Source organism: Ureibacillus suwonensis, from assembly GCF_042655065.1.
Taxonomy (GTDB): Bacteria; Bacillota; Bacilli; order Bacillales_A; family Planococcaceae; genus Ureibacillus; species Ureibacillus suwonensis.
This window is the reverse complement of the sequence record NZ_JBHSNQ010000040.1, coordinates 43,380-50,936: the sequence shown is the minus strand read 5'-3', so window position 1 is coordinate 50,936 and position 7,557 is coordinate 43,380. Positions and strand designations below refer to the sequence as shown.

8 protein-coding genes, 1 pseudogene and 1 riboswitch are annotated in these 7,557 nt (G+C 36.7%); of the genes and pseudogenes, 3 read left to right on the top strand and 6 right to left on the bottom strand.

The window, feature by feature from the left end:
* Window positions 1–93 precede the first annotated feature (93 nt).
* Genes ACFPOH_RS04090 through ACFPOH_RS04065 form a run of 6 tightly spaced genes read right to left on the bottom strand, consistent with a single transcriptional unit; the run spans window position 94 to window position 4,487 of the window.
* Entirely contained in the window at window positions 94–450 is a 357-nt protein-coding gene (locus ACFPOH_RS04090; RefSeq protein WP_390308886.1) for an ABC transporter substrate-binding protein, read from the bottom strand.
* Between the two features lie 5 nt (window positions 451–455).
* Window positions 456–1,205, bottom strand: coding sequence for an ABC transporter permease (locus ACFPOH_RS04085; RefSeq protein WP_390308885.1), 750 nt, complete (start codon window positions 1,203–1,205; stop codon window positions 456–458).
* A complete protein-coding gene (locus ACFPOH_RS04080) occupies window positions 1,202–1,669 on the bottom strand; it encodes an ABC transporter ATP-binding protein (RefSeq protein ID WP_390308889.1) in 468 nt (155 codons plus the stop codon). The genes ACFPOH_RS04085 and ACFPOH_RS04080 overlap by 4 nt, the downstream gene beginning before the upstream one ends.
* On the bottom strand, window positions 1,648–1,935 hold the full coding sequence (locus ACFPOH_RS04075) for an ATP-binding cassette domain-containing protein (RefSeq protein ID WP_390308884.1): 288 nt from the start codon (window positions 1,933–1,935) through the stop codon (window positions 1,648–1,650). The genes ACFPOH_RS04080 and ACFPOH_RS04075 overlap by 22 nt, the downstream gene beginning before the upstream one ends.
* Window positions 1,936–1,962: 27 nt before the next feature.
* Window positions 1,963–3,402: an acyl-CoA reductase gene (locus ACFPOH_RS04070; protein ID WP_390308883.1), complete on the bottom strand. Its 1,440-nt coding sequence runs from the start codon at window positions 3,400–3,402 to the stop codon at window positions 1,963–1,965.
* Window positions 3,399–4,487, bottom strand: coding sequence for a LuxE/PaaK family acyltransferase (locus ACFPOH_RS04065; RefSeq protein WP_016839015.1), 1,089 nt, complete (start codon window positions 4,485–4,487; stop codon window positions 3,399–3,401). The genes ACFPOH_RS04070 and ACFPOH_RS04065 overlap by 4 nt, the downstream gene beginning before the upstream one ends.
* 53 nt (window positions 4,488–4,540) lie before the next feature.
* Window positions 4,541–4,652, bottom strand: a riboswitch (TPP riboswitch).
* A 168-nt stretch (window positions 4,653–4,820) separates the two neighbouring features.
* Between ACFPOH_RS04065 and ACFPOH_RS04060 the strand changes: the two are divergent.
* The 3 genes and pseudogenes from ACFPOH_RS04060 to erm all read left to right on the top strand — a co-directional run bounded on the left by ACFPOH_RS04060 (window position 4,821) and on the right by erm (window position 7,295).
* A pseudogene (locus ACFPOH_RS04060) lies at window positions 4,821–5,274 on the top strand (MarR family winged helix-turn-helix transcriptional regulator).
* A 20-nt stretch (window positions 5,275–5,294) separates the two neighbouring features.
* Window positions 5,295–5,816 carry a spermidine/spermine N(1)-acetyltransferase gene (gene paiA, locus ACFPOH_RS04055; protein ID WP_390308882.1) on the top strand — a complete coding sequence of 174 codons (522 nt, stop codon included), beginning with the start codon at window positions 5,295–5,297 and terminating at the stop codon, window positions 5,814–5,816.
* Window positions 5,817–6,434: 618 nt separating this feature from the next.
* A complete protein-coding gene (erm, locus tag ACFPOH_RS04050) occupies window positions 6,435–7,295 on the top strand; it encodes a 23S ribosomal RNA methyltransferase Erm (RefSeq protein ID WP_096550139.1) in 861 nt (286 codons plus the stop codon).
* The last annotated feature ends 262 nt before the right edge of the window (window positions 7,296–7,557 follow it).

Genomic DNA, 7,557 nt, shown 5'->3' with positions numbered 1-7,557 from the left:
AATATTTTACCAAAAGAATAGGTGTCTTTCTTTATGTTTTAAAAAATGTCAAATGATAATTTTGTACTTCCAAAACCCATTTACATCAAGCATTTAAACAAGATTTTGGACTGCGAAAGTTGAGTAAATAACTTTTAATTTTTCTCCTTTGTCTAAAGCAAAGTAAAGAGATCCAGGGTCAGTAAAGGCAATATCTGCTTGACCGGAAAGAATATTTTTAATAGCATCTCCACCACCAGCACCGGGAATCACCTTTAAATCAATGCCTTTTTCTTTGAAAAATCCTTTTTCATCATCGACTAATAGGTTGACGGATTCTGTAATAGGCTGGCTCCAGAGTGCAACTGTCAGCTGTGCAAATGATTCTTTTTCATTCGAGCCTTCCTCTTTTGAACCGCATGCTGTTAGAAGTAATAAAAGAAATGCGATGATTATATGTTTCAACTTCATATCTTTCATATCTCCTTCTTCAATCTTTTCATCCACATTTTTTCAAGCCAAGATACAGTTAAGTAAAGAATCATACCGAAAATTGTTAATAAAATTAATGTGGCAAACATAAGGGCGGTATCCATCATTGCTTGGGTTGCGATAATAAGCGCCCCTAGTCCTTCACTGCCGCCGATAAATTCTCCGACAACCGCCCCCACAATTGCAAGGACAACCGAAACACGAAGTCCAGCTAAAATGCCCAGCATACCAGAAGGAATTTTTAAGTGAATTAATGTTTGTAGCCGTGTTGCACCAAGCATTTTAAATAGTTCCTGCTTTTGTATATCGCTTAACTGAATCGCTGTTACTGTATTTTCAAGCAATGGGAAAAAGCATACAAGCGCAGTAATAACAACTTTGGACGTCATGCCGAAGCCAAACCAAAGAATAAATAACGGAGCCAATGCCAGCTTGGGAACTGCTTGACTCGCTATAATATAAGGAAAGAGAAGCTTACGTAAAAAGGCCACTTCTCCCATTAGAACTCCCACTGTAAATCCAGCTGCACCACCAAAAAAGAGACCAAGAATTACTTCAGCGGCAGTCCGTTGAATATGCTGTGTAAAATAGCCGTTTAAAAGTCCATCAACAAGGGTGAGTACTATTACAGAAGGAGCTGGTAATACAAGTTCGGAATAGGACTTGGATGATATTTCCCAAATAACTAGTAAAAAAATGAATAATAAAAATGAATAAACGGATGTTTTTTTCATAAGCGTTCACCATTCATTACTTGACGTAACGTGAAACATAGTTCGTTAAAATAAGTCTCGTATCTCATTTCCATTCTACGTGGGCGTTCAAGCATGATTGGGGTTTGATAGACAATTTCTCCATGTGCCATGACAGCAATTTTATCGGATAAATATACTGCTTCCGCAATATCATGGGTAATAAAGAGCACAGTAATATTATGCATATTGCACATTCTTAAAAGATCATCTTGCAGTTCTTCTCTTGTAATGGCATCTAATGCTGCAAAAGGCTCGTCCAAAAATAATAAAGAAGGCTTTTGCATTAAGGCTCGTGCAAGAGCGACCCGGCTTTGTTGTCCACCGGAAAGCTGTAAAGGGTAACAATCTCGATAAGAGGCTAAGCCAACAAGCTCTAAGTATTCCATTGCCTGCTCCATATCCTCACTTCTGATTTTCCGTTTCAATTTAATAGGGAGAAGCACATTTTCAATAACTGTTTTCCATTCCAATAGAGTTGGAGTTTGAAAAAAAAACTACAATTAGGTAAAGGTTTGATTACTTCCTTTCCTTGCAGGCGAATGCTTCCATTCTCAGATGAAAGCAGGCCAGCAGCAAGCTTTAATAAGGTCGTTTTTCCGCAGCCGCTTTTTCCAAGCAGACAATGAAACTCTCCTTTATTGATTTCCCAGCTAATCCCACGTAAAATTTGATTTTTTCCTTGTTCGTAACTGTATGTTACATCCTCCATTACCAAAAAACTCATATTAAAAACCTCCTAATCAACATAAGGAGCAAATTGTTCACTATCCACTATTGCCGATGATTCGATGTCTACCATTTGAATTAAATCCAGTAGATTGAACCGTCCATCATGATGCCAACCTGCTTCAGGGGAAGTCATTTTTCCTAGTGCTGTGATTCGTGTTACGCCAACGTTAGCCAACAACTCTGCCCAGTGGAAAAGTTCTTTAGGGGTTGCGGCCATTCCAATCGTTTGAAGAAATGAGCGGTATGGCTTGATGTATGGCAGAATGTCTTCTAATTTTTCAAAAGAAATAACCCGAATTACTCGATTCAACGGACTTGCCGTAAAAACTTTTTCCTCTTCTTCATAAACAACCGTCCATTGATGTGTGGAAGTTCCAAGCACTTCTTTTCCTGTTGCTGTAAAAGTGCTCATTTCTTCCTTTTGCCGCCATGAAGCAAGGGCAACTGATTCTTCCATGGAAAGCTTACGCCTTGGATAACGCTTTTCGAAGTTTTCTAGCTCCCCCGCAATCAAGCGGGCAAATTCCACTGGCGATACTTTTCCGCCTTTTTGCACATAAAATAAGTGCGGTGAGTAACAACCTTGCTGATCGTAACGAATGACATCAAGTGCGGCTTGATGAGCAATTCGCCATGCTTTGTGCGCATCTAAGGCAGATTTTGAAATGATGCCAAAGCTTACTTTATGACCAAAAGGTAAAAAGCGAGTAGTAATGGGAACTTGTTTTTTTAAAGCTTGCAGCGTTTCGTTGTTACCGTATCCGATAACGAGATTCGACTTTTCAAATATCATCTTCTCTCGCTTTTCATCGCCGCCTTTCCACCACACAACTGCAAAGCAATTGGCAAGACTCGGCTCGGCCTCTGCTAAGGCTTTTGCAAACCAGCCGGCAAAAAGAGGTTCAGAACTTGAAACTTTTCCGATATTTCCTGCTTTTACTAGCAGACCAGATACGAAACTCCAAATAGGCAGTGCTGGAACATTCCCTGCCCATACATGGGTAATGAGTTCGGGTCCAATTGCTTTTGAAAAACCACCTTTTGCGCGCGGCTGAAAATGATCTAATAATAATGGATTTCCTAAATCTTCTACTAGGAAACGCTGGAGTTCGTGCTTGCGAAATGTTTTTAAAAAAGATGTAAGACCAAGGCGAATTACCTCCTCATCATAGCCGGTGACAATCGGAAGCAACTTTTCCGCCTGCTGTCGATAAGATGAACTGCGTTCCAAAAATTGTTCCGTTACATAACCGATGATGTCCACTACTGTTGATACCGACAGTGATTTTAAGATTTCCGCACTTTCTCTTTTCACCGTGTCAATGACCCTCTGCATTTGCTCTAATGTAAGGAGAGGCAGTTCCACTTCTAAATCCTGAAACTTCAGGATTTTCTTATCAAATTTCGTTTCTCCGATATTTGGAATATATCCAGCTGTTATTCTCATTTTGCTGTTCCTTTCGCCAATTGAATAAACTCTTCTACCGCTAGCGAGCATCCCCTTACCTCGGCACCTTGAACTCTACCGAACAGATAAAATCCTTCATCAACCGCCATTCCTACATCCTCAGTAGCAACCGCCATTACGGAATTAAAGTTCGCTAAATCATAATGAACTAAAACACCACGTTCTCCTTCTGGAACCTCTTCACCTGTTAACGGATTGATGACTCTCGTACGAATCCAACTAGGTCCAGTTTTTATAGATGGAACGACCTCATTGCCATCATCATAAAATTGCGTGCTTAGCTCTGTTATGCCGTACATATTAATACAATTGCTTCTATCTACACCGAAATATCTTTCAAGCAACTGATAAAATTCATTTAAATCTAATTCCTTTGATTTATTTTTATAACCACCAGTATCAAGAATTTTGCTTCCCTTCGGCAGATTAAACGTTTTTCCTAAACGCTCCAATTCCTCAAACAAATGAACAAAACTGAAACTTGCTCCGAGCAAAGCAAATGGTTCTCCTGTTTTTTCGGCATGTTCCAACTCACTGATGATTTTTTGAATATGTACGCCGTTCTCTTTTAATAAATAGCAGCTGTCCTCTGTGCCAAACTCTTTCATGACAAGAGCTAAATAATGGGCTAAGGATGAGTGCGGCATTTTCTCTTCAGTTGGAAACAAAATTCCCATGCGGATGCGATTTGTTTCTTTCATAAACCGTTCTTTAAAGTTGATAATCATGGAAAGTTCTCTGATTTCGAGAGTGGAATGAAAGTGTTTGCCTTGTTTTCCTTGGGTTGTTCCGCTTGTCATAAAGACTCTAACCGCTGCCTCTGGATCTGAACATGTCAATGGAACCTCTTTAAAGGCACTCATCGGCACATAAGGAATGTCTCGCCAATTTTTCACAAGCCGCGGTGTCTTTCCTTTTTGGCGGCAAAATGTTTGATAGGGGAGATTATGTTTGTATTGATAATTAAAAATATGTAAAGCCAAGCTATTAAACTCTTCTTCTGAAGCTTGATTCTTTTTGATAAATTGAGAAAGTTCCTCTATGATTTCTCGTTGCTGAGTCATCGGTTTTCACCCTTTCCGCAAAATAAAATGCACTCTGCCTAAGCAAAGTGCATAATTCGACTTACTACACTCCCTGCGCTGGCATTACCCAAATCAGGTTCAAACGGTCAACGACGGATTAGTCGTACTCTCAGCCTGCTTCCGCAAGCCCCCGGTTAATATATTCAATTTCAATATAAAGTCTACTTATTCTTATGAAAGATTGCAAATTCTTTTGAATTATCACCCTAAAATTATGTAGATATTCAATTATTTTTTTGTTGCAAATGCAACAAAGTTTGATTAAAATGAATTAAAAATATTGCATTTGCAATAAAAATGAAGGAGTTCATTATGAAAGAAGTTCTTCGTGAAATTGGGATGATAGCACGAGCACTAGATTCAATCAGTAATATCGAGTTTAAAGAATATGACTTAACAAAAGGTCAGTATTTGTACCTTGTACGAATATGTGAGAACCCAGGAATTATTCAAGAAAAGTTGGCTGAAATGATCAAAGTGGATCGGACAACTGCATCACGCGCAATAAAAAAACTAGAAATGAACGGATTTGTTGAAAAGCGAGAGGATCCACAAAATAAAAAAAATTAAGAAACTCTATGCGACCGAGAAAGGCAATAATGTTTATCCGTTTTTAATAAGAGAACATGATCATTCTAACGCTGTAGCTTTACAAGGATTATCTGAAGTAGAAGTGGAAACATTATTCAATCTTTTGCAGCGGGTAAGAAAAAATGTTGAAAAAGATTGGGAATACGTTAAGAAGGGAAACAAACGAAATTATTGATATGAGGAGAGATGTTCACTATGACAATCAAAATAAAAACATGTACCCTTGAAGATTTGCACACATTACAAGAAGTGGGCATTGAAACGTTTTATTACACATTTAAAGATCAAAATTCACCTGAAAATATGAAAGTATATTTAGAAAAGGCATTTAATATAAAACAATTAGAGAAAGAGCTATCCAATATTCATTCACAATTTTTCTTTGTCTATTACCAAAATGAATTGGCGGGTTACTTAAAAGTCAATAGTGATGATGCTCAGACGGAAAAAATGGGCGATGAATTCCTTGAAATTGAAAGAATTTATATTCGAGAGAAATTTCAGAAGCATGGACTTGGAAAAGCCTTGCTAAATAAAGCGATTGAAGTTGCAAAGGAATGGAATAAAAAGAAAATTTGGCTTGGGGTTTGGGAAAAGAACGAAAATGCAATTGGCTTTTATAAGAAAATGGGATTTGTTCAAAAAGGATTTCACTCCTTTTATATGGGGGATGAAGAACAAACGGACTTGATCATTATTAAAACATTGGAAGATTGATTAGCATGTATATACTGAAATATTGGCATATAAATTTCATTTCTTATGATTCTATATTTCATGATTCAGTTAATAAACTTTCGCATTCGTCAAACAAATCATATTTATCATTAGGTTCGAACACATAGACTGTCCCCAATAGTTCCATTTGACAATTTGATTCAGGACCAATATACTGTTTTTGTATTCATCATTAAAGGAGGATTATTAAAAAAGTGACACACTCAATGAGACTACGTTTCCCAACTTTGAACTAATGAATTGAATATGTTCAAAGGCTCTGCTTGTGAACGGCAGAGTAAATGGGAGTAGTCTGTCCTTTTTTAATAATCTTCATTTTTCATTTTTGAACCACATTTTTGTAATATCACTATTTATGGTTGATATTAATTAATGGGTTAATAACGTCATTTCCGAAGGCAGATTATTTCTGCCTTTTTTCTATTATTAAGGAATTTCACTTTCTTTCGATAGATTTGTACTACACCTAAGTACAAGTCCTTTTTTGATGCCTATCTTGTCAATATGTTATTCCAAACGAATGAGGGCGGATCTTCTTCCATTTGCTCTAAATCGCAAGCAGATGCTTGTGATTTTTTTAGAAAGGAAGAAGAATTAATGACTAAAAATCGTAAACATCGAAGAAGTGAACCACCCAATTTTTTAGGACAACATTTAATGCATAATAAGAAATTAATAAATGAAATAGTAGAAATTGCAAATGTAACTCGACATGATTTAGTTTTAGAGTTTGGTGCTGGAAAAGGTGCATTGACGTCGGTGTTAAGTAAAAAAGCAAGGGGGATACTGGCTATAGAATATGAAGGAAAATTTGTAAGTTTATTAAAAGAGAAATTTGCTGAAACCGGTAATGTTAAAATCATTCATCACGATATATTACAAATTCAATTGCCGAAAGAACCTTTTATCGTTGTTTCGAATATTCCCTATTCGATTACGACGCCCATTATGAAGATGTTATTGAATCATCCGATAAGTGGATTTCAGAGAGGAGCAATAGTAATGGAAAAGGGAGCGGCAAAAAGATTCACCTCTCAATTTGTGAAGGACCCATATATCATTGCTTGGAGAATGTGGTTTGATATTCGATACGTAAAAGAAATTTCTAAGAAAAACTTTTCTCCCCAACCAAAAGTAGATTCGGCACTGATTACGATAAAAAGAAAAGTAAATCCAAAAGTTCCTTATAAAGATTATTTCATTTTTTGGGGATTCGCAGACTATGTATTGCAAAACCCGCAGATGCCAATTGACTTTGCATTAAGGGGCATTTTTACAGCACAGCAAATCAAAAGGGTTAAAAGAAGTTTGGGCATAAAAAGTGAAACGCCAGTTGGCATCCTATCAATAGAGCAATGGGGTATGTTGTTTGAAACGATGGTAAAATATGTTCCAAAACACAGATGGCCTAAATTAGACAAGCGGAAATTAATCAAATGGAAAAATTCTAAACGATAAATGAAGGAATATAAACATTATAATTGAAGGTAATCTAATTACTTTACCTCATACTAAACAATAAAATCTGAATAACAAGATGTATTTAGAATGGAAATTGAAGCAGATGCTAGGATAAAATCCTCCTAAATAGAAAAATAGCCCATGAAGTTTTGCACATTGCAAAATTTCATGGGTTTATATTTTTTTAGGTTTTAAAAAACTTTCAGGATATCCATTACATTCATCATGTACAAAAGTAAAAGAAGGATTCTCCTTTTTT